At 34.2% G+C, this 24,551-nt stretch carries 30 protein-coding genes and 3 pseudogenes; 24 read left to right on the top strand and 9 right to left on the bottom strand.

Translation table 11 applies throughout. The annotated features are described in order from the left end of the window. The first annotated feature begins 23 nt into the window (after positions 1 to 23). Positions 24 to 452: a PaaI family thioesterase gene (locus tag MW695_RS03265; protein ID WP_247103330.1), complete on the top strand. Its 429-nt coding sequence runs from the start codon at positions 24 to 26 to the stop codon at positions 450 to 452. Positions 453 to 705: 253 nt separating this feature from the next. On the opposite strand, the pseudogene MW695_RS03260 reads toward MW695_RS03265, so the two are convergent. Beyond that, positions 706 to 838, bottom strand: a pseudogene (locus MW695_RS03260) (transposase); the annotation flags it as partial. A 239-nt stretch (positions 839 to 1,077) separates the two neighbouring features. On the opposite strand from MW695_RS03260, the gene fabF reads away from it, so the two are divergent. The 4 genes and pseudogenes from fabF (at position 1,078) to MW695_RS03240 (ending at position 3,779) form a co-directional block, all read left to right on the top strand. Continuing rightward, positions 1,078 to 2,313, top strand: coding sequence for a beta-ketoacyl-ACP synthase II (gene fabF, locus MW695_RS03255; RefSeq protein ID WP_247103728.1), 1,236 nt, complete (start codon positions 1,078 to 1,080; stop codon positions 2,311 to 2,313). Positions 2,314 to 2,404: 91 nt separating this feature from the next. Next, complete coding sequence (locus MW695_RS03250) at positions 2,405 to 2,644, top strand: hypothetical protein (protein ID WP_247103328.1); 240 nt, start codon at positions 2,405 to 2,407, stop codon at positions 2,642 to 2,644. 289 nt (positions 2,645 to 2,933) lie between these two features. Beyond that, positions 2,934 to 3,322: pseudogene (locus MW695_RS03245) on the top strand (MepB family protein). Positions 3,323 to 3,494: 172 nt separating this feature from the next. Continuing rightward, entirely contained in the window at positions 3,495 to 3,779 is a 285-nt protein-coding gene (locus MW695_RS03240) for a hypothetical protein (RefSeq protein WP_247103327.1), read from the top strand. A gap of 112 nt (positions 3,780 to 3,891) precedes the next feature. Here MW695_RS03240 and MW695_RS03235 read toward each other — a convergent pair whose 3' ends face one another. The 3 genes from MW695_RS03235 to MW695_RS23135 all read right to left on the bottom strand — a co-directional run bounded on the left by MW695_RS03235 (position 3,892) and on the right by MW695_RS23135 (position 4,812). After that, positions 3,892 to 4,311 (bottom strand): HTH domain-containing protein, encoded by a 420-nt coding sequence (locus tag MW695_RS03235; protein ID WP_247103326.1) that lies wholly within the window; start codon positions 4,309 to 4,311, stop codon positions 3,892 to 3,894. A 124-nt stretch (positions 4,312 to 4,435) separates the two neighbouring features. Beyond that, a complete protein-coding gene (locus MW695_RS23140; protein WP_483299843.1) occupies positions 4,436 to 4,651 on the bottom strand; it encodes a hypothetical protein in 216 nt (71 codons plus the stop codon). Continuing rightward, the gene (locus MW695_RS23135; protein ID WP_483299841.1) at positions 4,570 to 4,812 is read right to left on the bottom strand and encodes a helix-turn-helix domain-containing protein; all 243 of its coding nucleotides are present in this window, start codon (positions 4,810 to 4,812) and stop codon (positions 4,570 to 4,572) included. Before MW695_RS23135 ends, MW695_RS23140 begins: the two co-directional genes overlap by 82 nt. Positions 4,813 to 4,967: 155 nt before the next feature. Here MW695_RS23135 and MW695_RS03225 point away from each other — a divergent pair, with 155 nt between their 5' ends. From MW695_RS03225 to MW695_RS23015, 4 genes are all read left to right on the top strand, one after another. After that, on the top strand, positions 4,968 to 5,189 hold the full coding sequence (locus MW695_RS03225) for a helix-turn-helix domain-containing protein (RefSeq protein ID WP_252120637.1): 222 nt from the start codon (positions 4,968 to 4,970) through the stop codon (positions 5,187 to 5,189). 18 nt (positions 5,190 to 5,207) lie between these two features. Then, complete coding sequence (locus MW695_RS03220) at positions 5,208 to 5,456, top strand: hypothetical protein (protein WP_247103325.1); 249 nt, start codon at positions 5,208 to 5,210, stop codon at positions 5,454 to 5,456. 89 nt (positions 5,457 to 5,545) lie between these two features. Beyond that, positions 5,546 to 5,755 (top strand): helix-turn-helix domain-containing protein, encoded by a 210-nt coding sequence (locus tag MW695_RS23020; RefSeq protein WP_368859650.1) that lies wholly within the window; start codon positions 5,546 to 5,548, stop codon positions 5,753 to 5,755. After that, positions 5,745 to 5,918 carry a peptidoglycan-binding domain-containing protein gene (locus tag MW695_RS23015; protein WP_368859649.1) on the top strand — a complete coding sequence of 58 codons (174 nt, stop codon included), beginning with the start codon at positions 5,745 to 5,747 and terminating at the stop codon, positions 5,916 to 5,918. The genes MW695_RS23020 and MW695_RS23015 overlap by 11 nt, the downstream gene beginning before the upstream one ends. Before the next feature lie 42 nt (positions 5,919 to 5,960). Here MW695_RS23015 and MW695_RS03215 read toward each other — a convergent pair whose 3' ends face one another. Further along, entirely contained in the window at positions 5,961 to 6,338 is a 378-nt protein-coding gene (locus MW695_RS03215) for a hypothetical protein (RefSeq protein ID WP_247103322.1), read from the bottom strand. A 459-nt stretch (positions 6,339 to 6,797) separates the two neighbouring features. Between MW695_RS03215 and MW695_RS03210 the strand changes: the two genes are divergently transcribed. Genes MW695_RS03210 through MW695_RS03200 form a run of 3 tightly spaced genes read left to right on the top strand, consistent with a single transcriptional unit; the run spans position 6,798 to position 9,170 of the window. Further along, positions 6,798 to 7,700, top strand: a complete 903-nt coding sequence (locus MW695_RS03210) for a S8 family serine peptidase (RefSeq protein WP_247103318.1) — start codon at positions 6,798 to 6,800, stop codon at positions 7,698 to 7,700. Positions 7,701 to 7,713: 13 nt separating this feature from the next. After that, positions 7,714 to 8,574 carry an SAR2788 family putative toxin gene (locus tag MW695_RS03205; RefSeq protein ID WP_247103311.1) on the top strand — a complete coding sequence of 287 codons (861 nt, stop codon included), beginning with the start codon at positions 7,714 to 7,716 and terminating at the stop codon, positions 8,572 to 8,574. A 5-nt stretch (positions 8,575 to 8,579) separates the two neighbouring features. After that, entirely contained in the window at positions 8,580 to 9,170 is a 591-nt protein-coding gene (locus MW695_RS03200; RefSeq protein WP_247103309.1) for an Imm64 family immunity protein, read from the top strand. Positions 9,171 to 9,357: 187 nt separating this feature from the next. Here MW695_RS03200 and MW695_RS03195 read toward each other — a convergent pair whose 3' ends face one another. Next, positions 9,358 to 10,185: an IS3 family transposase gene (locus tag MW695_RS03195; RefSeq protein ID WP_308446068.1), complete on the bottom strand. Its 828-nt coding sequence runs from the start codon at positions 10,183 to 10,185 to the stop codon at positions 9,358 to 9,360. Between the two features lie 386 nt (positions 10,186 to 10,571). On the opposite strand from MW695_RS03195, the gene MW695_RS03190 reads away from it, so the two are divergent. Further along, complete coding sequence (locus MW695_RS03190; protein WP_247103304.1) at positions 10,572 to 12,293, top strand: metallophosphoesterase family protein; 1,722 nt, start codon at positions 10,572 to 10,574, stop codon at positions 12,291 to 12,293. A 296-nt stretch (positions 12,294 to 12,589) separates the two neighbouring features. Here the strand turns inward: MW695_RS03190 and MW695_RS03185 are convergent, their stop codons facing one another. Both MW695_RS03185 and MW695_RS03180 read right to left on the bottom strand, forming a co-directional pair. Then, positions 12,590 to 13,180 carry an ATPase gene (locus MW695_RS03185; RefSeq protein ID WP_247103302.1) on the bottom strand — a complete coding sequence of 197 codons (591 nt, stop codon included), beginning with the start codon at positions 13,178 to 13,180 and terminating at the stop codon, positions 12,590 to 12,592. Further along, entirely contained in the window at positions 13,180 to 13,371 is a 192-nt protein-coding gene (locus MW695_RS03180) for a hypothetical protein (protein ID WP_035347745.1), read from the bottom strand. Before MW695_RS03180 ends, MW695_RS03185 begins: the two co-directional genes overlap by 1 nt. A 445-nt stretch (positions 13,372 to 13,816) precedes the next feature. Between MW695_RS03180 and MW695_RS03175 the strand changes: the two genes are divergently transcribed. From MW695_RS03175 to MW695_RS03160, 4 genes and pseudogenes are all read left to right on the top strand, one after another. After that, a complete protein-coding gene (locus tag MW695_RS03175) occupies positions 13,817 to 14,407 on the top strand; it encodes a hypothetical protein (RefSeq protein ID WP_247103298.1) in 591 nt (196 codons plus the stop codon). A gap of 38 nt (positions 14,408 to 14,445) precedes the next feature. Further along, entirely contained in the window at positions 14,446 to 14,670 is a 225-nt protein-coding gene (locus MW695_RS03170; RefSeq protein WP_247103296.1) for a hypothetical protein, read from the top strand. 21 nt (positions 14,671 to 14,691) lie between these two features. Continuing rightward, a complete protein-coding gene (locus MW695_RS03165) occupies positions 14,692 to 14,916 on the top strand; it encodes a DUF1198 domain-containing protein (RefSeq protein ID WP_247103290.1) in 225 nt (74 codons plus the stop codon). A 20-nt stretch (positions 14,917 to 14,936) separates the two neighbouring features. Beyond that, a pseudogene (locus MW695_RS03160) lies at positions 14,937 to 15,089 on the top strand (sporulation protein YhbH); the annotation flags it as partial. Positions 15,090 to 15,187: 98 nt separating this feature from the next. On the opposite strand, the gene MW695_RS03155 reads toward MW695_RS03160, so the two are convergent. After that, on the bottom strand, positions 15,188 to 15,835 hold the full coding sequence (locus MW695_RS03155) for a hypothetical protein (protein WP_247103287.1): 648 nt from the start codon (positions 15,833 to 15,835) through the stop codon (positions 15,188 to 15,190). Positions 15,836 to 16,131: 296 nt separating this feature from the next. Between MW695_RS03155 and MW695_RS03150 the strand changes: the two genes are divergently transcribed. The 7 genes from MW695_RS03150 to MW695_RS03120 all read left to right on the top strand — a co-directional run bounded on the left by MW695_RS03150 (position 16,132) and on the right by MW695_RS03120 (position 24,547). Next, positions 16,132 to 17,544: a PAS domain S-box protein gene (locus tag MW695_RS03150; protein ID WP_247103284.1), complete on the top strand. Its 1,413-nt coding sequence runs from the start codon at positions 16,132 to 16,134 to the stop codon at positions 17,542 to 17,544. A gap of 151 nt (positions 17,545 to 17,695) precedes the next feature. Continuing rightward, positions 17,696 to 19,753: an ATP-binding protein gene (locus MW695_RS03145; RefSeq protein ID WP_247103279.1), complete on the top strand. Its 2,058-nt coding sequence runs from the start codon at positions 17,696 to 17,698 to the stop codon at positions 19,751 to 19,753. Positions 19,754 to 19,768: 15 nt separating this feature from the next. Further along, positions 19,769 to 20,758 carry a Gfo/Idh/MocA family protein gene (locus tag MW695_RS03140; RefSeq protein ID WP_247103276.1) on the top strand — a complete coding sequence of 330 codons (990 nt, stop codon included), beginning with the start codon at positions 19,769 to 19,771 and terminating at the stop codon, positions 20,756 to 20,758. 15 nt (positions 20,759 to 20,773) lie between these two features. Then, positions 20,774 to 21,562, top strand: a complete 789-nt coding sequence (locus MW695_RS03135) for a 6-phosphofructokinase (RefSeq protein ID WP_247103273.1) — start codon at positions 20,774 to 20,776, stop codon at positions 21,560 to 21,562. A 342-nt stretch (positions 21,563 to 21,904) separates the two neighbouring features. Further along, positions 21,905 to 22,858: an ABC transporter permease gene (locus tag MW695_RS03130; RefSeq protein ID WP_247103270.1), complete on the top strand. Its 954-nt coding sequence runs from the start codon at positions 21,905 to 21,907 to the stop codon at positions 22,856 to 22,858. Then, positions 22,848 to 23,798, top strand: coding sequence for an iron chelate uptake ABC transporter family permease subunit (locus MW695_RS03125; protein WP_247103268.1), 951 nt, complete (start codon positions 22,848 to 22,850; stop codon positions 23,796 to 23,798). Before MW695_RS03130 ends, MW695_RS03125 begins: the two co-directional genes overlap by 11 nt. Further along, a complete protein-coding gene (locus MW695_RS03120; protein WP_247103266.1) occupies positions 23,792 to 24,547 on the top strand; it encodes an iron ABC transporter ATP-binding protein in 756 nt (251 codons plus the stop codon). The genes MW695_RS03125 and MW695_RS03120 overlap by 7 nt, the downstream gene beginning before the upstream one ends. Positions 24,548 to 24,551: the final 4 nt, after the last annotated feature.

Here is a 24,551-nt window from a genome sequence, read left to right as displayed (position 1 = left end):
AACAACGTAAAGGGGAATGGATGATGGAGAATAAGATTAAATTAAATGCGAACAAAGAAATTTCAGTCCCACCTGTTGCAAAGTTAATTGGGTTTAATTTAGTAGAAGTTAAGAATGGAAAGTCCGTATTCACATTAAAGACAAAGGAAACGCATTTTAATCCGATGGGAACCGTACATGGTGGTATTCTATGTGATTTGGCAGATGCAGAAATGGGAGTGGCTTACGCTACATTGTTAGATGAAAGAGAAACGTATACAACGATCGAGTTGAAAATTAACTATTTGAAACCCGTATGGAAAACTACCTTAAAAGCTAATGCCATTGTAGTGAAAAAGGGAAGTTCCATTGGCCTTATCGAATGCACTATTTTTGATGAGAATGAGACATTGGTAGCGAAAGCCAGTTCAACTTGTATGACACTAAACGGAGAAAAGGCAATAAATAGATAGTTAAACTATCGTTAATCACGGAGGGGTTTGCTATTCAACGCAGAGTCGTAATAACAGGCTATGGTGCCGTATCCTAATTAGGTGGCTCAGAAATCGGAGGGCTAAATACGGTAATAGAGAACCATAAATCCATATTAGAGAAAGGGTCGAGAAGCATAGAGACAGGCTATACGATACCTTTGGTTATAACCTGCTTGGATCGTTTTCGTCAAATTGCCAAAAATCATCTATTTCGTATTCTAGAGGAACCAGGAACTTCCATGCCGTAGTTGGAAGATGAGCAGGCACCATGCAAAATGGGCAATCGACTTTGCCCGTGGCGTGAGGACAACGGAACTTTAGATAATTGCCGTCAGTGCAAATCCCATCGAGCAGAAAGGCGTTCCATACAACGACTAAGTCAAATGGAAATAGATTTTCTAACAGAACTGCTTAATGACGCCAAAAAGGAAGGGGGTATTCAAAATACTGACGATCTGAAGGCATTAGCAGTATCATCTCAAGCGCCAAAGGCGGATTACAATATAAATGTGTATTAAGAGATGATTTCTTTTCTAAAATATTGGAACAACTTAAGGTCTTTTGAAGTAGTTATGTGAAAAAGAATGACAGGGGAGTTTTGGTAATGGCACGAAGAGTTGTAGTAACAGGATATGGAGTCGTTTCACCGTTAGGAAATACAGTTGAAGCGTTCTGGAAGAACATAAAAGAAGGTAACTCAGGCATCAAGAAAATTAAATCTGATGACTATAACAATATTAGCACCAAAATTGCAGGTTATATTAGCGACTTTGACGCAGAGCAATTTATTGATAAAAAAGAAAAGGAGAAATATGACTTATTCGTACAGTATGCTGTTGCTGCTGCTCAACAAGCCTTGGAACAGGCGAATCTAGATTTACAAAATGTTAATAAGGAGCGATTAGGGGTTTATATTGGTTCCGGTATTGGAGGAATTAATACTACATTAGATAATCATAAAGCTTTGCTTGAAAGAGGACCAAGAAAAGTTTCTCCATTTATGGTTCCAATGATGATCAGTAATATGGCGTCAGGAATAATATCTATAAAAACGGGTTTTAAGGGGCCTAGCTTTTCACCTGTTTCTGCTTGTGCAACAGGGAATCAAGCTATTGGGGAGGCTTTTTTAAATATTCGACAAGGTTATTCTGATGGTATATTAGCTGGAGGGGCTGAAGCTCCTATTAATCCACTTGCTTTTGCTGGATTCTCAAGAATGAGAGCAATGTCTACTTTTAATGATTTTCCAGAAAAGGCAAGTCGCCCATTTGACAGAGGGCGTGATGGTTTTGTCATGTCTGAAGGAGCGGGTGTTTTATTCCTGGAAGAATATGAACATGCGAGAGAAAGAGGAGCGACAATTTTAGGAGAAATCGTAGGTTATGGTTCCACAACAGATGCCTATCATATTACTTCCCCTGATTACAATGGGGCAGCAAATGCAATGAAATTGGCTTTAAATATGGGAAAGATTCGATTGACTGATGTGGATTATATAAATGCACATGGTACAAGTACCCCTGAAGGAGATAAATCAGAGACCAAAGCGATTAAAAGTGTTTTTGGTGCTCATGCTTATAACTTAAAGGTAAGTTCCACTAAATCGATGACTGGGCACCTTTTTGGAGCAGCAGGTGGGATTGAGGCTGTTATAACCCTTAATAGTATCATGGAAGATATAGCTCCTCCAACTATTAATTATGATATACCGGATGAAGAGTGTGATTTAGATTATGTTCCAAACCATGCAGTTAACATGAAAATAAACTATGCTATTTCTAATGGTTTTGGTTTTGGAGGACATAATGTAGTGTTGGCATTTAAGAAATTTTCGATATAGATAGGATTGAAGAAAAGGAATAATCGATAGGTTATATATTATTCTATTAAAATCTCTTCAAAAGCAATTTTAAAAGAAGAAGGTTTACCTAATGAAAGTTGTATTGTGGACTGATTTCCATTATTGGCTAGTGTTAGACATCGTAAAAGCTTGTTGTTGGGGAATCGGTTCTAATTTAAAAGGGGAAACGGAATATATTGTTAACCGAAAGCAAGGGGTAAAGTTGAATTTAAGGAATGAAACTGTTGTGATTGAAGCTAAAAAGCCAGATGAAATTATCAGGCAATCGATTCATTTAAAGAGAGGGATTAAGACATCACTCTTCAACTAAAGGGGGGCTTTACTTGAACAGCGGGATCAGTCAAATGTGTGGTTGTTCCTTTTGATTTTATTAAACTATGAGGTAGAATAGCTCAATTAATTAATTTTGGTTCGGGCATTATGCTGAAGTTGGGATAATCTAATTTGAGAGGTATTATCTAATATTATTAAATAAGGGTAGGTAAAAGTAGTGAATGAATTTTATGAGGCGCTAACATATGTAAATAAAAAGTATTATGAGCCAAATCACTTCATTATAAGAGCTATCCGAGAGGAAGCTCTCAGATTACGGAGCGGGTATATTTCAGCTGAACTCGAAATCGGTTAGATTTAGAGTCGCAAAGAAAACACCTACTAAGCTAGGACAGTTTGTTGCTTTTTGGGAAAAAGATAAGAATCAAAAAACCAAGCTTTTTCATATGAAAAGGCTACTGACTTGTTGGTTATCAATACCTTTACTAATAAAAATTTTGGACAATTCGTTTTTCCAAAAGAAGTACTTGTAAAACAAAATATCATTAAAACGGCAACTACAAAAGGAAAAATGGCAATTAGAGTATACCCTATATGGGAAAAACCCACGAGCAAACAAGCTATCGAAACACAGAAATGGCAATTAGAATATTTTGTTGAGTTGAGTAACTCCTATCATTTACCAATACAAAAATTCTTAAAGCTAAATTCTTAATAGTTTGTGAAAAATTGCACTTACACAAACGGGTGCGTTTGTGTAACAGGGGTTAAGCAGGAAAGGTTGTGGATACTTTGGCTAATTCAAGGTTTATAATGAAAAAATATGGACTGATGCTGATTTCTTTGAAGTAAGCCTATGCCTGTATGGTAGTGATTGCAATGTTGAGTTGGAGATTTATTTAGACAATGGACAATTAGAAGACCTTAAAAATGGCATTGAAAGTTTTGCTACTCAATTGGGTAAGAATGAGTTTACCTGGATAACTGGACATGAATCTGAAAATACTACGCACTTCTTATCTATGCGATTTTTCCTTCATGATAAAAGAGGTATTGTAGGTATTGAATTTAAGGTTGATAATAATGATACTACGTCAAGAAAAATCTGTGTCTATTTTCTTGACGTAGTATCATATGTCTGTCTATTTCGTGCTGCGAAAGTTGAGTTATAATATCCAGAACGTGACACTCCACAAATATCACATAGAAAACTGACCATTTTCCGAAGATTGTATTTTTCAATAATAGAACGGATTAAAAGAAACTTCATTTCGACAGCCCCTATTACTCGCTTCTCCCCAGCCCCCTTTCGATCATCTCTAACTTTTTTAATAACTCATTCTCAGCTCTTAACAAATGAACTTGAGCCTCTAGTCTGCGGTTTTTGTCTTGTAACGTAAGTTCTCTTTGAAGTGGCCTTCCAGAAGTATTTGAGCGTGAGTCGCTAAGTCCCATTACACCAGACTTTTTATAGGTAGTTCGCCATCTATTAGCCGTTTTTCTAATTCTGTCTGAACCTACAACTTCACTATTAAAACCATTCTCCTCGAATATTTGACGTGGAAATTTTCCTTTTTCACTCTCTGAAATAAATAATCTCCTAAACTCATCTGTATAAGTAATTGCTTGATCACTTACAGACTTTACATTAGGATTTACTAATAGGTCGTTCACTTCTTTTTCTGTAAAATACTTTTTAGTCATCAAGATTCCCCAATTCCGTTTTCTCTCTAAATTAAGTATACAAAAAAGAACCCTATAAAGTAGTCCTTTTTCTAAAGTGTCTACTCTATAGGGTACATTTTAGAAAAATAGAGGTGCCGTTTTTTTATTTGTTTTTATCAATTTCCTCCTGCTGAATCAAAAACTTCAGATAATTCCGCACATCCTCACGCTTCTTTTCTGGAGCAGATAAGTAGTCCTTTAGGAAAACCTCTGTTTCCGGATCCATAAGAGCTTCATCTACTTTTCGTTCAAGGCGTTGTTCCTCGGTTTCGATACTTTTAGGATTATCAATGAGATCAAGAAGATAGTCAGTCGACACGTCATGAAAGTTTGCAATTTTAGAAAGGGTTTCGTAATCAGTTCTCTATTCCCTTGTTCATACATTGCATACGTTGTTCTGGCAATATCTAAAGCTTTTGCTTGTTCTGCTTGAGGTAGTTTTTTACTTTTTCTTAGGCTAGACAAACGTGAACTGAGCATATTTTTTAGTCCTTTCGGTTGATTATAATTCTATTATAACTACACAGTAATTTAATAAAATACACAAAAAGTGTAATTTTTATATTGATATTACGCGTTTTGTGTATTTATGTGTGTATAACAAATACACAAATCGTGTAATTGGAGGTGAGATAATGAGAGATTGGTTGCTTCAAAAGCGATTGGATTTAAAACTTACTCAAGAAGAGGTAGCTGATAAAGCAGGAATTGCAAGAACAACTTACGCTTCTATCGAGCAAGGTTTTAGAAACCCCAGTGTAAATGTTTCGAAAAGAATTAGTCAGGTTCTATTGTTCGAATGGATTATTTTTTTTGAAGAGAAATGTCACGAATCGTGTAAAAATAATTCCGCATAAGAAATATGAGGTTTAAACATGCCACAAAACGCAAGGGCTGTCCCACTCAATCCGCAGCATATAAATGTCCCAAAGGGGGCGAATGCTTTGGATTCCAAAACAATCACGAATGGCAACACCATTGTCACGATTCATTCAACTCTTGTGAATAAGACACCTGAACAAATTCAGGAATGGTTTGATCAGGCAATCAAAAGAGGTGATCCAGTTGCATTAAGTTTAGTGACAGCCGTATCGAATATAGTTCATGCAAAAGATCAAACATAACTCAATTTTACTAGCTAACTAGACATTTTGTTGTTAATGCCTTGCAAGTTATGTACAGATATTGCACATGAAGGAGGTGAGGGAGAAAGATGCAGTTCGGATCAATACTTAAGAAAGTGAGGTTGAACGCTGAGTTAAGCCAAGAAGAATTAGCAGAAAAGATGTTTTTGTCTCGTAGCGCAGTCTCGGGATTGGAAAATGACAAGTTGGAATTAAAAGCGTCTGACATGATCAGATGGTTCCAATGGGTTACCTGGACCCGAAACGTTACGTGGGTTAATCCGAGTATTGCAAAGTGAGCTTAATCGTCAATTTAACGCTCGACTAACTGTAGATGGGATCCATGGATCCATGATCTTTGGAGGAGGTACAGAGAGGGCAGTTAGAGAATTCCAAAGCTCACAAAGCATTGCTGTGGATGGGGTTGTAGGATCGCAAACATGGAGTCATATGTTTGGATAATAAAAACAGCCCTCACGTTTGTGGGGGCTTCAATTTAATGTTCTAATTCAACGGAAATTGGCCGTCAATGAGGCGTTGGACGATATTTTTTATAATGATATCGGCTATGTAAAAAGCTATACCTGCAATCATAAAAGTATAGATCGTGTGAAAATCGAATCGTGAAAAATCAGGTAGGCTTTTATTTGAAAGTAAAGTTATTATAATACTTCCAGCTACTCCTGCAATTACCCCTGCGATAGCATAAAATACAACTTTCCATTTGGGATTTATTTTATCTACGAGCATTGAAAAAGGAATGATAAAAAACAAATAGATAGGAAGAGTATAAATATAATAAATGATAATTAATTGAAAGAAGAAAACATCGATTACTAATGTTCCTCCTCTAACCAATCCTACCATCATTATACCTATCATGAATATTAGAGGCGATACAAATGCGGAAAAAAGTTTAATCATTAGTCTAATGTACCATTTGAACATTATCTACATCCTCTCCTTATTGTACATACTAACATAAAAAAATTAAATTTTACTCTATCTAAACCCTCTCCACACTCCTCAAACAATCCACTTTTTCATTATATAAATATAAAAGAGACAAAAAATTGATTATTTTGGAATTAAATAGTATTATATTAAAGTCCAAAATAATGGATAATATTTTAAAATAATGGAAAATGGTTTTCTGGATTTTATTTTTTCATTTATTTGGGAGAGTGATAATCTAATAGAGCTATTTATTAATATTCCTTGAAAATTGATATTTTGAAATGCCTGCTGTTCAACAATCTAATTGAATGTCTAAAAAGGTTCAGTAAACTAAATTTCAGAATATGAGTGAAGTGAGGTGAATATTAAATAAAAGGTTGTTTATTGAATATTTTGGTCTTTATAGTTATTGCTATTTTAGCAAGTTGTGAGAAGGTTAATGATGATTTGCAAACTCCTGAAGAACTACTTGAAAGAATTAAATATGAGCAAGTGGTTCCATGGGGGATTGAACTTGTAGGGTATCAAACAAGCTCATCAGATAGTTCTGTGAGAGTAGCAATCCTAGACAGTGGGATTTATAAAGAACACGAAGATTTAAAAGGGAAAATAGAAAAGGAGTTTAATGCTATTAATCCGGGTCAACCTGTTAAAGATGACTATGGACATGGAACAGCTTTAGCAGGAATTATTACTGCAAACGATAATGATGTAGGGATTGTTGGTGTGACTCAAAATGTGGAGTTATACGATGTAAAGGTTTTAAATGCTGAGGGTAAAGGGAGTATACAGAGCTTGATCTCTGCTATTAAGTGGTGCATGGAGGAGCAAGTTGATCTTATTAATATTAGTTTTGGGTTTCAGTCAGAAAATAAAGAGCTTGAACGAGTGATTGAACAAGCGATGTCACAAGGGATTTTGATAGTAGCTGCTGCTGGTAACACATACGGTTTAGGTGTAGATTATCCTGCGCAATATACCAATGTAGTTTCTGTTAATTCGATTGATATCGAACTAAATCGCCCTACCTCTGCAGCTAAAGGTAAAATTGATATAGTTGCACCAGGTGTTGATATTATATCAACAGATAATGAAGGAGGATATTCTTTATATACTGGGACTTCTTTTGCAACCGCATATGTTACAGGCATTTTAGCGAACATTGATAACATAAAGGATAGCGGGGTAAATACAAGAGAAGTTATATTATATAATGGTTTTGAAATAGTTAATTTGGAATATATGGAAGAAGTTGAATATGGAATAGGATTATTAAAATTAAATTAATGAAGTGTTCTAAATGATCAAAAAGATTTCAAGCTTTTTAGTAGTTTTTATGATTTTATTACCACTTTATGACACAGTAAATGCTACTAATAGTAATAAAAATATTGAACTTTATGATGAAAATGTATTATATGATGATTTGGAAGAAGTGAAAGAAGAAGTTTTAAGTGATGAAAATTTAGAAAATGCTGAAGAACTCGATTTTAATTTAGGACATATAAGTGAAGGTTCTTTAGAAATCGAAATTGACTATATTACTGAAGGTATTGAAGTAGAAAATGTTGTTCAGATGGATACTGAAACAGAGGATTTACATATGGAGATAAACTCTATTATAGATGGTGAGGAAGTACAAAATAACTTCATTGTGAAAGTAGAAGAAATTGATGGAGATTTATTTAAGGCAATTGTAAAAGATTTAGATACCGGTGAAGAATTTAAGTTAAACACCGAGGAACTTCAAGCATCGATTTTACCAGCTGTTATAGTAGGTGCAATTATTAGGCTTGGAGCTAGAGTTGCTATTTCATTGTATACTAGAAGTCAATTGATTAGAGCCTTGACGGCTGTTACTTTTTCTACTAGCCAATTACAGAAGAAATTCAAACATGCAGCTAGTTTTGGAATTAGGGGAAGTTATAGCAAAAAAAATGCTGCTGCATTTGAAGCAGCGTTAAGAAATCATATTGGAAGTGCTTCGCATGTTTATAGCACAAGAATAAGTGGACAATCGGGGCGTGTTATTTTACATTTAAAAGGTAACTTAGGTGTATTTGTAGACCAAAATGGGAAATTTATTACTGCTTATAAGTTAACTACTAAGCAAATTAATCATCATAGAAATGTAGTAGGGGAATTGATTCTAAGGAGGTAGTTTTTATGCCAATAGGCGGTTATATCAATATAGCCCAAGTTTATATTGATAAAAGAGATATGTTCAGCAATTTGAAGTATACTCTTAATTTTCTTATTAAAGAAGGTAGCGTTATTAGAACAATTAAATATAGGGAAGATAGTGAGAATTTGATTGAAATAAAAGATAATGACGATTTGCAATTACCTACCGAATGGAATTATCTGATGATAGAAATAACAGGAGAAGCATTTCAAATTGAAGGTGATTTTTCTTTAACAGTATTTAATGAAAATGGTTTTTATGGATTCTTATATGATATTGAATGGGAAGGCATACTAAATGATGGTGATAGCAGTGACGTACATTTAATCACAGAAGAGTTATTGAGGGTATTGATTAAATTATACAATTACACTAAATATAATTATTGTTTAGTCGGTCATGAACTTGAAATCGAAATTCACCCAAATGAACTTCAAAGAGTTATAGAAGATCCAGACGTAATGCCGGTTAGCATAGTTGAAAAGAATAATTTATTAGAAGTTTATTATGGTAATTATAGTATTGATGGCATCACGGAGCAAGAAAAGAAACGGAAGTCTATAAAAATTTAAAATATGTTTTAAGGACCCGGAAAAAAATATTGAGGGACCTATATGTTGCCTATTCAATTGGAATGCTTAATTTGTTTATAAGCATTTAAACTAGAAGATCTCCGTAAAAACCACCGTCCGTATGATTAACAAAGAGCCCCTGAAAATGAACTGTACCCCATAAAATGGACAGTTTATAAAAAGAGACTTAAGCAGCTAGTAAATGACCTCGGTATTGTGCCGGGGTCATTTTCATTAATCCCCATTGGTAACGATGATTATTGTATTCTTCTATATATTCATTCACTTCGTGCTTTAACTGCGTAAGATTTTCGCAGCTCTTGTAATTGACATGATCTTTGAATTGGCCGAAGAATGATTCCATTGGAGAGTTGTCCCAACAGTTTCCCTTTCTTGACATAGACTGACGGATCCCTAATTGCTTTACCTTCTCCTGAAACATTGGATTTGTATAGTGGACTCCCTGATCAGAGTGAAGAATGGCCTCTGGGTGAAATTGAACAGTGGCTTCTACAAGCTTATCAAGTGTCTGATAAACCAACTCCATTTCTAAGGAACTATAGACGTTATAAGCGACGATTTCTTTCGAAGAACCATCTTTAACACAAGACAAATAAGCCTTCTGGCCCCTACCATAATAAAGATAAGTGATATCTGTCAATAACACTTTACCAGGCTCCTGCTGATCAAACTGACGATCAAGTAGGTTCGGACAAGTACGGTGTTCTTGAGTCGCCTTAAGCATTTTTCGATAAGGGTTTGCTTGTCTTATTTTTGCACTAAGACCAAACTTCTTCATTAACCTTCTGATTTTCTTATGGTTCATAATGACAAAATAATCATTTTCCAAGATCATTTTAATTTGAAGTGCGCCTACTTTTTCTTTCTTATATTCAAAAATCCACTTAATAAGTTCAATTTCTAGCTCATCTGATTCTTCTCGTTTTTGACGAATCTCCGTTGCTTGTAACCATGCGTAATATCCACTTCTACTTACGTTAGCTAAGGTACATATTCATACCCAACTGAGGACATGGATGCTTACGAGGTTTCAACAATAGTAAATAATCCGAAGAATGAATCAGTAGATTGTATCCAATCATTAACATAACATAAATATGAATAGGGGATACGTATGCAACTGCATCTTCTTTTCATATTTTATAGCCTTATTTTGTAAGAGTAAATCAAGGGTATAGGTTAGATTAATTAGTTTACTACTTAGGTAGACTATTACTACGCAATAACGATTTACATAAATGTGGAAAATGAACAATAATTCGTTATCTTCTGGTATGATTTTAGTATGAATAATTGCGACATTGTGAAGTTATTCACTTAAGCTAACTGGGCAGGATAGTGCAAGAGTCAGTTATTATCTTTAAAGGATGAGGTGATTTAATGAAATCTAATAAAATAAAAAGTTCTTTAATCGTCGCTAAAAAGCTTAGCCCATTTATAGCAACAAAAACTGAGGATGAACTATCATCAGAACTTGTTGCACGTTTCGAACTTTATCCAGAAAACACACGACGACCTGTCAACAAAATATTGTTTAGAAACGATTATTTTCAATTGACATATAGTATGAAGAAAAAAGATTTGGTTATATCATCCAGAGGAGATATTGTCTATTCAGCCATTCCTTATGATACAGCTAGGAATTATATCCAACGTGCAACTATTCAGTACCTACTCCATCCAGAAGAGGTACGCGAGTATATTAAAATGCATAAAGGTAATTTAGAAAAATACATTATGCTTAGTATTTTTCAAGTCACAAAAAAACGTGTTGATAAAAACTCTTTTGAAGTTAAACAAGCATATAATGCAATATTTCAAAATCCATTATTTGAGATTCAAATTCTTGGGCGACTACTGCAGCATGATGAAACTGGACCTATTTCTGCAAATTTAGCAGGTAAGTTCTTGTTTAGTGAGAATGTAAACACAGGAATATCCGAGTATATTTTTGAATATCTTAACTTTGTCGTTCAACTTACTAAATCTTTACCCATAACAACTGATGGAAAAAGTGTTAAATTGTTAGAAACAAATCTTCTAAAGAGATCTCTTGCTAATAATAGAAATAAGGATAAGTTTGTAACCTATAAATCAGATATAAAACCAGCATTGAGTTTACTACCTCTAGCAGAAAAGGTAAATACAGAAAATCCAATCATCATTGCCAAACAGACCTTGAATTTAAATGATAAGCCGATTTTACGATCAAGATCAGGGAAAGAAATCTCTGAAGTTAGAAAAAATTATATTCCGCATAGTGTTCATCCTAAAGAATCAGAAAAATATTTTGAAAATGTTCTTTCGACAGAGAATACAAATTTATTGAATGTTGTCTCTGATGTCCACACTATTGATGGGGAGATTCCGTTTATTAACAGTAATTTCAATATATTAGTAGGGGATATTTCAGATTCTCGTGCAACAAACGGAGATATTAAAGGTATCTATGTAATTGGAAATCATGAATTAGTAGATGTATTGCCGGATAATAATAATATAGACGAACTGCAAGGGAAAAAATGGAGTCCATTTTTGAATAGTAAATGGTTTAAACAACTCTTAGAAAAGCCTGATGAGTCATGGCACATGTTGCCTGTGGGTAACCATAGATTTTACGAGGTAGTAAAGGTTGAACTTGAAAAACGATTTCCACAATTAAACGTATTACATAATAATCATATAGTTCATGAAGGAATCCGGTATATTGGGCTCACAATACCTGTTGCTTTAGTTAAGAGAAAGAATGAGCAACAAAAATTTATTCTTAAATCATTAAAGGAATTACTAAACAACGATTATGATATTCCAACAATAATAGTTTCACATGCACCACTGTTTAATGAACTGAGTATGCTTTCAATAAAAAGCAAGGCGTATAATAAGGATTACAATTTGTCTGAACCGAAAATTGAAAAATTATTTAAGGAATATAATATAATCGGAGCCATACATGGTCATCATCATATACCAGCATCATCTGGCCAAAGCAAAATTGTGAAATTTGCAAGCAAAGAGCTCTTTGTGGTGTGCTCAATATATTCTAAAATGAATACAGGATTTGAGTTAATGAATCTGATAAATCCTAAGCTAACAAACTAAGAAAATCAATCAATAAAATAAGAAGTTTTAAGCTATAGGTATCCCATCCTTTGATGTTTTGTTAGATTCTTTATTTGGTAAAATAGTATATGGGGCTGTTATCTATTCATTAGTTCTTATTATAGTAATTTTTTTTTACTTTTTAAATATGTAATTAAAAATGGATGATGTCACATTTTAGTATTAGTCGACTCTAAACTAACGGGTGCTTATCTTCAATAAAATTTATTGTTTTATCGGTGGAGTTGGATAATAAAAAGCCGATTTTCTTTAAGCTAGAAGATCGGCTTGATCATTTAATCCTTTTCAAATTGCTTCCGAACAGGATGGGTCCATTCTGGAAGGTAGGTTGCTTCGTAAGTAATGAAGCCATTATTTACTTCAAGCACAATTTCCCCATCTTCTTCACTGTTATCAATTAATACAAGGTTGTCAATCATATATGCATAGTCATAGAGATGCTTAAAAGAAGTTTTATTCCTTCTGATAATATCTTCAGTAGGGATATGATGACCGCCATTCTTCACTCTCATGGCAACCCTTTCTATGTTTTGATGGACATTATTTAATGCAACATAAAACATGGTTATTTCATAGCCCATCTCTTTAGCTTTTTGCATTTGTTTAATAGCATTTTTACCAGCAAGAGTTGTTTCAATAGAAAAGTCTTTACCCTCTTTGATGTACTTATTGACAGATTTAATGACTTCCTTACCTGCTGAAACTCTATTCTTCTCTGGGTTTTCTGGGTCAATTCTTCGAGCGATAGCATCTGGATCGATATTAATATCAATACCAATTTTATCAATAATTAAGTTGCGTATAGTGCTTTTACCGCTTCCGTTATTACCCGCAAATACAAAGAATATAGGTTTGTAGCTATGCATTACGAGTCACCATTTTTGTTCAATGGAACAATATCACCATTAGGGAATTCCTTTACAAGCATTCCGTCTTTTTCATATACAATATATGTGTTATTAACCTTAGCGTCAATTCTCGCCCGTTCACCAGTCATTTTAACCCATTTACTTAACCATTCGTATTTTCTCTTAGGTTCATTGTTTTGTTCTAACATAAGGAACACCACCTTTCTTTAAATTATATCAGATTAATTATGATTTTTATAAGCGATTTGAGACTTAGGAGTAATGATATTTTGTGAATAGTTCACTTAAAGTAAAGGGTGCTTAGGTTGAATAAGAAATTACGATAAAACAATAGATCTATCTATTACATAGTGTAACGATACTGTTCAACAAAAAGAAGACACTCAATAGGTCCGTTTCTTCGATATAAATAAGAAAACCTCGATTTATGTAGATCCATTTAAAGATAAGAAATAGAAGGGAACGATTCACGGTCAATTCAGAGTCCCCTTTAGGGACAGTCAGTAAAGTGCACTTATAGAATGAAACCGGCGGTTATTTCCTCTTATTAGTAACATAATCTCCACTAAAAAATTATATAGTATGTTAAAATTGATTTCATGTAAATATTCCCAATAAAGGCGGTATCGATATATGAAATTAATTTACAAATTATTAGCTATTAGTTTATTAATGATTGTTATAACGGCGTGTGCAGAAACAGATGATATGGAGGGAACAACAGAATCTTTTGAAATGATTGGTGAAGGAAGAGAGAACGGTTGGTGGGGTGAATGGGGAGAGTTTTATCGCGTGGAAAATGCGGATGATTTAGGAGAGTACCAGACTGGACCATTGAATGTAGTGATTGAGGAAGTACAATTATTAAAAGGGCATTTTGATGCTAATGAGTATACCTCCGAGGAAACGGAATATAAATATGCCAACTTTTTAATGAAAATGGATTTGGAAGGTGAAATTGGTGATGGGATTGAATTTGACCATCATTATCCAAAATTAAGAATAAATGAAGAAGAGCCATTAATAAACATGGATGAATTATTTAGCAGTGCACTCTATTCATATAATTTACGAGGAGCATCAGATACGTTAATTAGTGTTTCCTTTGAATTGGGGGATGTTTCATTGGAAGATATTGAAAAGGTGACATTTATCGTACATAGCCCAGAATATGAAGGAGAACCAATGAGTGAAGATTTGGAAGTTGACGTTAGCTTTGAATAACTTTTGAATTAAAATGAATAAAAGGAGAGAATAAAAATATGCTTGATGTTATGTATTGGATCGTTATTATCGCTTTATTTTGTATAATCGTATCAATGAGGAAATTTGAGAACAAGGCCGAAGAAAAAGTTGATGATTCACAAATTGATGTAAAAGAATCAATACAAAATCAAAAAGAGACGATAGAAATACAGAGAGAATTATTAAAAACACAAAAAGAAATGCTAGAGGTTGTAAAAGATATTCGGAATAGATTAAATTAAGGGATTGAGGTGAATTCTAAAATGTGGTTAATTTTGACTGCAATCATTCTGATTTTTATTGTGGGTTTTATTTCGATGAAAAAAGAACAGAAAAAAGCAAATAGTATTTTAGAAGAGTCACTTTCAGATTTTAAACAAACCATTCAAAATAAAAAAGAACTTCAAAAGCTAAATAGTGAAATTTTAAGGACTCAAAAAGAACTCGTACATAGTATAAAAGAGATAGAAGAAAAAATAAATACTTGATCATTCGTATACTCCTGAGAGAAGTGAATCAATACAGTCGCCATTCTACACTCATGAGTGCCTATAAGAACATTGATGATATGCGATTTCGTCACTTTATTTTAAAGGAGAAAGCTGACGTATATCATGCAATGAAAGCCTTTTTCAAAAAAGAGGAGGAAGCGTTAGCATAGGATGAATGGAGTGTCTGAAAGGGGAGAATCTCCCCCCTTTTAGATACTCTTGTGAATCGAAATGCTAAAAAAGTTGATTTGTTCTTTTTAAGTGAACTTTAAAATTCAACCGTGAAGTCAATCTTGTCACCGGTATCCTCCCATTCTTCGTTATGGGGAGCGTTTATGATGATTCGAACTGTTTCGATTTCATCAGCAGTAGAATTTTCTAGAATGAAAAACTGCGAGCCTGACTTTCGGACGGCTCCAATAAATTCTCCATCGATATGATCGGAAAGCCACATATCAGATTCAAGCTGCTCTCCCGTATTTGTCGTTATGGTCGCTTGTCCAGGATAGAAGAAGATCGTGTCGTCTGATGTGTTTTCAACTTCCATATCAACTTGAATGTATTCAATTTCAGTTGTTTCCAAAAAATCAGCTAGATCCCCCTGGAGTTGACCTGAACTTGCGTTGATTTGTGTGATGTCGACAATCATTGGTCCTGTCTCTTGGGACTCAATATCATCTTGCTTGGAAATGAGTGTAAAGGTGCCTCCTTCGTTTTCAACTACATCTCCTTCATCATGACCAGTTGCTTCATCTAATACCTGCTCTTCCTCATCTCTCTCAGTTTCCCCTGTTTCCTCTAGCTCTTGCTGGTCTGCATCTTCCTCTATTTGCTCTTCCTGTTGTTCAGCACCACATGAAATAAGCAGAAGAACAGTCATAATCATAAGAAGTAGATAGAGCCAGTTTTTCTTCAAAATAAAAAACCTCCATTTCAATGAGGGCACTGAAAAAGTTTGGTTTTTAACTTTTTTGGTGACCTCCAATTTTTATGATTTTTTCAGTTTATTTTGTTCATGATTCAAGAAAAACATACGATCAATTGATCAAAAGAAGTCAAAATATGTTACTTAAACTCTAAAAATGCTGTCTATTATAGACGCCTATTGACAAATCTCATATTTTTATCAATATTTTCCGTCAATGTCTTTTTTATGTTGAAAAATAGCGTATAATTCTTATTAGAGAACAAATAGGACTTGGAGGAAGATGAATGGATCATACAAACTTATATCGAGATGCCTTTGAAAACGCTTCTTCTGGAAAAGCAATTATGACATTAGATGGCCAGTGGTTTAAGGTGAATAAAGCATTAAGCATAATTACGGGCTATAGCAAAGAGGAACTTGAGCATTCAGCATTTGATATTGTTTCACATCCTGATGATTTAAATAAGACGACATCATTGTTTAACACCCCCTCCGACATTACGGATAAATTAGTTATTGATCAACGATTTGTTCATAAAAACGGGAAGGTTCTGTGGGTTTCGTTGCATATAATCATGTTAGAAATGGGACAAACCTCTTATTACCATGTCGATATTTTTGATATTAGTTTGAAATTAAAAAAGGAAAAAGAGTTAAATGAATTAAATCATATGCATCAACTTATTTTAGACTCAATCAACGAAGGCATATTCGGACTAAATCCAGATGGTACAATTGTCTTTTGGAATCGTGCTTCTGAAAATATGCTTGGCTGTAAGCAGGATGATATGATTGGTCGAAGAATTCAAGAAGTCATTTTGAAATTAAAAGGAGACAAAGATGCTGTTACAAGTCCATTTCTTCAGGCTGTTGAAAATGGTGGAACTCTGCAAGTAAGAGAAGATCAATTTTCTAGAAAAGATGGACAACAATTTGATGTTGAATATACGATTAACCCAATTTATGAAAATGCTCAATATAAAGGCACGGTTGTGATATTTAGAGATGTTACTGAGCTTAAGAAATCCCAAGAGTATATGCAAAATTCAGAGAAGCTGTCACTTGTAGGGCAGATGGCTGCAGGAATTGCCCATGAAATTCGAAATCCATTAACCTCATTAAAAGGGTTTCTTCAGCTTATTCAATCGGGGGAATCGGCTAAGCAAATCTATTATTCAATTATGTCGGAGGAGTTTTCAAGAATTGAAATTATTTTGAATGAGCTGCTCCTGCTGGCAAAGCCACAAGTGAAGCATTTAGAAAAGCATGATCTTAATCAAATTTTGACTCAAGTTAAAAGTATATTGGAGCCTCAATGTATAATTGAGAATGTGCAAATAGTAACAGACCTTAATGGGCCTGTCTTTGTTAAGTGTGATGAAAATGAATTGAAGCAAGTATTTATTAATCTAATAAAAAATGGAATCGATGCAATGCCTAAAGGGGGCGAAATTACGATTCGTTCTAGTATGGAAGATGGCGATGCAATTGTTGAAGTCATCGATCAAGGGAAAGGGATCTCTGAGGATAAGCTTGCGAAATTAGGACAGCCATTTTATACAACAAAAGAAAAGGGGACGGGGCTTGGTCTAATGGTAACGTATGGGATTATTGAGAACTTAGGAGGGCATGTTCAAGTTCGTAGTGAATTGAACAGTGGAACAACCTTTCAAATTACATTACCAATTCCCTCATAGTGGGATAGGAAAGATGAGAGAAGGAGAGCTTATGGGTATTTCACTTTTAAAACTCCAGCACCCAATTAGTCAAATCGTTATCATCATGCTTGTAGTGTACGTCGTGATTAGCCTTATTTTTCTAAATCCTTCTCGGGAGATAGGAGATATAATGGAACAGAATGTTATTGAATATGTTTTTGTTTGTGCGGTGTTAGTCATTTATTTTCTGCTGTTCATTTATTGCCTAAAAAGAATTTTAAATTCACAGACTTTTAGTTCATTGCTCTACCTTTTTTTATTTTTATTGCTTATCCTAGCGTATTCATCTCATATTTTGGCTGTCATTTTAGGGGATCAATTGTATTTAAGTGGAACGGTGATCTTTATATTATTTTTAGAGTGGATGATTTTTGTAACCGTTGTCGCTACATTAAAGCCAGATAAAAAGTTTGGCTGGCTTATTAGCATTGTTTTTTTTATATTTATTTCTTTCATGTTTTCTCAGTCTTATATGGATTATGAAAGATTAGCTATTGCATTATATAGCTTCATGGTTTCTATCTATCTTCCACTTCTTTATTTCATGGTTAGATGGCACAAACAGAAAAATATCAAACTCATTAATCCATTAATTTTGTCCCTTACTTTTATGATATTGAGTTTTTTATTCGTTGTATTGAGCCTTTTTTCAGTAGGAATAGCTATTTTGTACGCCGGTGCGTTTAAGGTGATTGCTGTTTTATTTTTAGGTTACGCCGTTCTTTCATTTTTTAAAAGATTAGAGGAAAATACTGATATACACTCTATCGATAATGAGCTAGAGCTGTTATTCGAGCATTCCGGTGATGCCATTGTTGTGTACCGTAAGGATTTATCCATTGTTAGAAGTAACAGTGGGTTTAAACAAATGTTTGGTTATACAGATGAGGATGACTTAACTGTGGCATCGTTAATTCCAGCTGATTTAATGATTGAATATAGAGGATTGTTACAGCAGCTTGATAAAGGTGTTCCTGTTATCAACTTTCAAACGAAGCGTAAGCGAAAGGATCTTGCCCTTATTGATATAAGTATATCAACCTCCATGATTAAAAGAGGCGGGGAAACGTTATATGCAGCGATATTAAGGGACATTACAGAACAAAAACAAGCAGAAGCAGAAGTGATTAAGGCACGAAAAGAGCTACAAGAGGCAGTCGAACTGCACAATGGAATTATATTTAGAGTTCGTAGAGAGCATGGCCGTTTTATTCATCCGTTAATCGATGGCAAATTATTAAGAATACAAAAGATACCATTTAAATCACTTATAGGAAAAGAGTTGAATGATTTTCTACCTATCAAATATACAACAAAGTTGGAATCTTATTATGAGAAGGCATGGGGTGGCAAGGAGCAAGTCTTTCAAATGAAATTTATGGATTATACTTTTCTATTGAGTTTATTCCCAAAATACGAAAATGGGCAAGTGATTGAGATAGTCGGTACGTGCTCAGATATTACGACCGCAATTAAAACGGAAGAGCTTTTGCGCAAATCGGAAAAGCTTTCCGTTGTTGGAGAATTAGCAGCTGGATTTGCCCATGAAATTCGAAATCCATTAACGACTATAAAGGGGTTTCTTCAATTAATTCAACAAAGCTCAAAAAGCGTTAATCAAGAATATATGTCCATTATTTCAAATGAGATTGATCGTCTTGAGATGATTACAAATGAATTTATGGCTGTATCAAAGCCTGAAGCTATCCAATATCAGAAAGAGAATGTATATGAACTTATTTTAAATGTTAATCGTTTCTTGAAGCCTCAGGCCATATTAAACAATGTTGAATTATATGTTGAACAGGAAATAGAAACTCCATACATTTATGCAGATAAAAATCAAATGAGACAAGTGTTTATTAATGTATATAAAAACGCTATTGAAGCAATGAATGATGGCGGAAAAATCGTTACGAATATTCGGATATCGAATGATGGTATGGTTTCCATCATTATTAAAGATCAAGGCTGTGGAATTCCAGCGCATTTAATTGATAAGTTAGGGGAACCATTTTATACGTTAAAGGAGAAAGGAACTGGACTTGGGTTGATGGTCACGAAAAAAATCATTGACAGTCACTATGGTTTCATAGACATTTATAGTAAGGAACAAGTTGGTACTACGGTGACAGTTACTTTACCTTTGTACCAAGAGGAAGCCAATAATCATCAGCAACTAGATTAGAATTAGGAGGATGTTATGGTACGTTTTGCAGTGATAGGGACTAATTGGATTACAGATCGATTTATTTCAGCTGCTACTAAAGTTGAGGGATTTCAATTAACAGCTATCTATTCAAGAACGAAGGAAAGAGCAGAGGAGTTTGCAAGCAAGCATCAAGTTCACCGCATATTTACTAGCTTAGAAGAATTAGCTCAATGTGAGGAAGTAGATGCTGTCTATATCGCAAGCCCAAATTCATTTCATAAAAAGCAAGCGATTTTGATGATGAAGAATAAGAAGCATGTTCTTTGTGAAAAACCGATGGCTTCTAACAGCTCTGAGGTTAAAGAAATGATTCATGTTGCGAAAAAAGAGGACGTTTTACTAATGGAGGGCTTAAAAACAACAGCGTTGCCTAACTTTTTAGTGCTAAAAGAACATTTACATAAAATAGGAACGATCCGCCGATTTGTAACGAGCTTTTGCCAATATTCGTCTCGGTATGACGCGTATAAAGCGGGGACTGTTTTAAATGCATTTAAGCCTGAATTTTCAAATGGTGCATTAATGGACATTGGGATCTATTGTGTATTTCCAACCGTTGCAATGTTCGGCCGTCCTAATGAGGTGAAAGCAATCGGGCATTTATTAAAATCAGGTGTAGATGGGCAAGGTAGTTTGTTGTTACAATATGACAGTATGGAAGCGGTTATTATGTATTCAAAAATTACAGATTCAGCACTTCCGACTGAAATACAAGGTGAAGATGGTTCAATTATCATTGATAAAATACATACGCCTGAAAGGGTTCATATTCATTATCGTGATGGTCGTGTAGAGGATATAAGTGCACCACAAGATGAGGAAGCGATGTTCGATGAAGCACGAGTTTTTATTGAAGCTATTCAAAACGGAGAGAAGGAAGTAGCGTGTAATAAATTAGAATATTCAGTCGAAACCGCTCTAATTTTAGAAGAAGCAAGAAGACAAATAGGCGTTACATATTCTGCTGATTTGTCAGATTAAAAGGGGTGCTAATTAATGAAGATTGGTTTATTGTTAGTCGAAGAATCACCAGCTGGAGTGCAGCAATTAATTCAAACAGTTGCATTTCAGTTAATTCAGGAGCATGAGCTATTTAGTATCGAAATCAATGATCAAAGTGAAGTGAAGGTTCAATCGTATCAAAAGGAACAAATTCTATTCTCTCAAGAGTTTGAAGCGCCAATGATTAGACCTTCCCATTTAAGAAATGAAGTAGATCTTTCTATATTCGATCAGTTTGATCAAGTTATAGTGCTCGGAGAGAAATCTAATGTTGGAAATGATTTATTAGAGAAGTTGACGGTTGCTCACTTACATATTCCATTAATTGATGAAGATACAGGGCAAAATTTGGGCTATGATACAGCTTTGGATAGTATTGTCGATCAAATTTTGAAAGTTAAAGATACGATTAACTCAATGAAATATGATCATCCACGTATTTTTGGGATTCAGCTTCCTGAAGAACTTTCTGAAAATTTGATTCAAGATGTCGTCGTTGCTGTAAATGAACATCGAATACAAAATATGTTAGAGTTAGAGGGAATTGCTACATTACTTAAACAATCAATTGCAAATGGAAAAACATATGGCTTTATTATATTTGATGAGCATTTAAACCCGAACGAAGTCGTTAAACAATTAGAACAGTACGTAGCGGTTGATTGGAAGTATGTTCAAGTTGATCAATCACTCATTCTTGGGCCATATCCAAGTGGTGCTGATCGACTCATTGCGAATAAGTTAGCGAAGAAAATTATACAGTGGTGTCTCAGTCATAAATGATTCAAAGAGCATTAGAAAGGATTTAAATCCTTTTTAATGCTCTTTAGACCGTAAACAAAACGCCTTTGAAAAATGACTCTCAAAGGCGTTTTTAGGTTATATAAAGTCACTAGCTTCCGTTTCCTCGCAAAAAAGCGGAATAAGTGAGGACACCGAAAAAGTTAAAACCAAACTTTTTCGGTGTTTTTTATTTTCACATTTTCTACAAATTCATAATGGTTTTTCTTTAATGGATATTGACAATCAATCTCAATTGTCTGTATGATAGTTATCAGAGATAATCATTATCAATAAGATACATAATAAGCTTAGATGAAGGCAGTATAGAAAGTGTAGGGGATCATGAAGTTACGTTATTTAATTATTCTATTAATCTTACTTTCTGTAAGTTCTCTCTTTGTCGGTGTTCAAAATATTTCGCCACTCGAAATATTTAATTTGACAGAGGAGCAAAAGCAAACATTATGGCTCGTTCGTTTTCCGCGCTTAGTGAGTATTATTCTAGCTGGTGTTGGAATGAGTATATGCGGATTAATTATGCAGCAACTAACAAGAAATAAGTTCGTTTCACCGACAACGGCTGGAACTTTGGACTCAGCAAGGTTTGGTATCATGGTTTCTTTGCTGCTTTTTACGAGTGCGAGTCCATTTGTCAAGATGCTAGTTGCCTTTTCATTCGCTCTTCTAGGAACATTTATTTTTATGAAAATATTAGATCGTATTAAGTTTAAGAATACGATTTTCATTCCATTAGTCGGTCTTATGTTTGGAAACATTATTAGTTCGATCACAACTTTTTTTGCTTACCGTTATGATTTAATTCAAAATATGTCGGCATGGTTACAAGGGAACTTCGCACTAATGATAAGAGGGCGTTATGAGCTACTATACATTAGTATTCCCGTTCTAATTATTGCTTATATATTTGCTAACAGATTTACAGTTGCAGGTATGGGAGAAGAATTCTCAACCAATCTCGGCTTAAATTATAAAAAAGTTGTGAATATCGGTTTAATTATTGTTGCTTTAGTTACGTCAGTTGTCGTTTTGACAGTTGGAATGATTCCATTTCTAGGGTTAATTATTCCAAACATTGTTTCCATTTATCGCGGAGATAATTTGAGGGATAACCTACCTTATACAGCGGCATTAGGTGCCATTTTTGTTCTTGTTTGTGACATTATAGGGAGAATCATTATTTACCCATATGAAATTGCAATTGGTTTAACAGTTGGAGTTGTTGGTAGTGGTATATTCCTCTTCCTGCTTTTAAGGAGGAGATCCTATGGGCTCTAAGTTAAAGATACTCATTTTAGCTATAATTGCAATGACGTGTATTATCCTGTACATGACAATAGACTCTAACGGTAATTGGGAATATATCTTACCAAGACGAGGGGTTAGAGTGTTAGCTATTGTTCTAACAGGTTCAGCAATAGCATTTTCAACGGTTATATTTCAAACGATTACGAATAACCGAATTTTGACACCAAGTATTATTGGTTTAGACTCGTTGTACGTTCTAATTCAGACGTTTATGATCTTTGCGTTTGGTTCGTTAAGCTTTGTTATGCTTAATCAGCATGTTAATTTCCTTATATCTATAAGCTGTATGGTTTTGTTTTCATTATTCTTATTTAAATTGCTATTTAATAAAGAAGATCGAAACATTTATTTGTTGTTATTGATTGGGATTGTATTCGGAACATTCTTTTCAAGCTTTACAACATTCATGCAAGTATTAATTGATCCAAATGAGTTCTTTATAGTACAAAATAGAATGTTTGCTAGCTTTAACAATGTGAACACAGATTTACTCGGTATTTCGATTACTCTGATCATATTGATTTTGCTGTATGCGTATCGATTTTATAAATATTTAGATGTTCTATCGTTAGGGAGAGAGCATGCGATTAACTTAGGAGTCAATTATGATCACGTCATAAAGAACTATTTAATTATTATTGCTATTTTAGTATCGATTGCAACGGCGTTAGTTGGACCTATAACATTCTTAGGCTTATTAGTTGTTAATGTTGCTCATGAATATATGAAAGTTCATCAGCACAAGTATTTAATAACAAGTTCTATTCTAATAAGTATCATTGCTTTAATTGGCGGTCAGCTCATTGTCGAACGTGTCTTTACGTTCTCAACAACGTTAAGTGTCATTATTAATTTTATCGGTGGAACCTACTTTTTATATTTGTTGTTAAAGGAGAGTAAAAAATGGTAGAAGTTCAAAATGTAACGAAAAGATATGCTTCGAAAAGTGTTGTCGACGATGTTTCAGTGAAAATTAAAAAAGGGAAAATTACGTCATTTATTGGGCCAAACGGCGCTGGAAAAAGTACTCTTCTATCAATTGTTAGTCGATTAATTGCTAAGGACGAGGGACTCGTTTTAATTGATGATATGGACATTACGAAGCAAAGAAGCAATGATTTAGCAAAGAAAATTTCCATCTTAAAGCAGTCGAATCATATTAACATACGTTTGAAAATAAGAGACTTAGTTTCCTTTGGGCGCTTTCCTTATTCGCAAGGGAATTTAACAAAGGAGGATATACGTTATATTGATGAAGCGATTCGATATATGGAATTAGAAGATATTCAAGATAAATATTTAGATCAATTAAGTGGTGGACAGCGTCAACGGGCTTATATAGCAATGGTGATCGCTCAAGATACTGAATATATTCTACTTGATGAGCCGTTAAATAATCTTGATATGAAACATTCAGTTCAAATTATGAAAGTACTACAAAACATGGTAGATGAGCTAGGCAAAACGATTGTTGTTGTTCTCCATGATATTAATTTTGCTTCCTGTTATTCGGATTTCATTGTTGCTCTCAAGAATGGGCGAATTATTAAAGAAGGTCCAGCTCATGAAGTGATTGATGAGGATGCCTTACGAGAAATCTATGATATGGATATTCCGATTAACAATATTGATAATCGGAAAATTGCTGTTTATTTTTAATTAT

The organism is Halalkalibacter sp. APA_J-10(15), assembly GCF_023017105.1.
Taxonomy (GTDB): domain Bacteria; phylum Bacillota; class Bacilli; order Bacillales; family Bacillaceae_D; genus Halalkalibacter.
Note: the sequence above shows the minus strand (reverse complement) of the source record. Positions and strands in the feature narration are given on the sequence as shown.